The sequence below is a fragment of the Pseudoalteromonas aliena SW19 genome (genome assembly GCF_014905615.1).
In the GTDB taxonomy this organism is placed as follows: domain Bacteria; phylum Pseudomonadota; class Gammaproteobacteria; order Enterobacterales; family Alteromonadaceae; genus Pseudoalteromonas; species Pseudoalteromonas aliena.
Map to the genome: position 1 here is coordinate 1 of NZ_AQGU01000006.1, position 990 is coordinate 990.

1 protein-coding gene is annotated in these 990 nt (G+C 38.7%); it reads left to right on the forward strand.

Annotation, left to right across the window (positions count from 1 at the left end):
- The first annotated feature begins 90 nt into the window (after positions 1-90).
- Complete coding sequence (locus tag PALI_RS00035; RefSeq protein WP_077538070.1) at positions 91-975, forward strand: IS982 family transposase; 885 nt, start codon at positions 91-93, stop codon at positions 973-975.
- Positions 976-990: the final 15 nt, after the last annotated feature.

The window sequence follows — 990 nt, forward strand, 5'->3', positions numbered from 1 at the left end:
AACCTGAATCTCGTTTAAGAAATTGAACTAAATGCCTGTTCCGAGATCCGATCTTTCGACCAAGAACGATTGGATAAACAAGGAACAGGCATGATTAAATTAGTTGAATTGTTTTGCGATGTCGATGATTTTTGCAAAGTATTTATACCCCAATGGAAAAAACAATTACTCGAAGATGGCACCCAAAAACGTCAGCGAGCAGGGCGTATGACGACCAGTGAAATTATGACTATTGTTATTAGTTTTCACATGTCACATCATCGTGATTTCAAAAACTACTACCTTGGTTATGTATCACTTATGTACAAAAGTGAATTTCCTAACTTACTCAGTTACACACGATTTCTAGCCGTTATGCCGAGAGTAATTGTGCCAATGTGTGCCTATTTCACTTCACTTAAAGGTAAACCCACAGGCGTTGAATTCATTGACTCTACATCTATTAAGGTCTGCCACAATATTCGTATTCCAAGACACAAAACCTTTGATGGAATAGCCCAGCGAGGTAAAGGAACGATGGGATGGTTTTACGGCTTCAAGCTGCATTTAGTCGTTAATCATCATGGTGAAATTGTTGCTGCGAAAGTGACAACAGGAAATGTACATGATACTCAACCAGTCCGCGAATTAGCGAGCTGCCTGACGGATAAATTATACGGTGACAAAGGATATTTAAGTAAGGCTTTAGAAGCGGATTTGCTCGATAAAGGGGTAAAGCTCATTACGACGGTTCGCAAAAATATGAAGGCAAAAGCGATGTCATTATGGGATAGAGCGATGCTTTCAAAGCGTTTTATAATCGAAACAATTAATGACCAACTCAAGAATATATCCTTCATTGAACATTCGAGACATCGGAGTATGAACGGCTTTATGTTGAATTTAGTGGCTGGATTGGTGGCTTATTGCTTTAAAGAAAATAAGCCACACCTTAATTTAACTGACGTAGAGCTTAATGCATTAGTTATCGCTTAAGCAGATCTCAGGTTA

Excerpts from the sequence above, each read along its gene's own strand:
- PALI_RS00035 (WP_077538070.1), top strand. The coding sequence starts at position 91 with ATGATTAAATTAGTTGAATTGTTTTGCGATGTCGATGATTTTTGCAAA.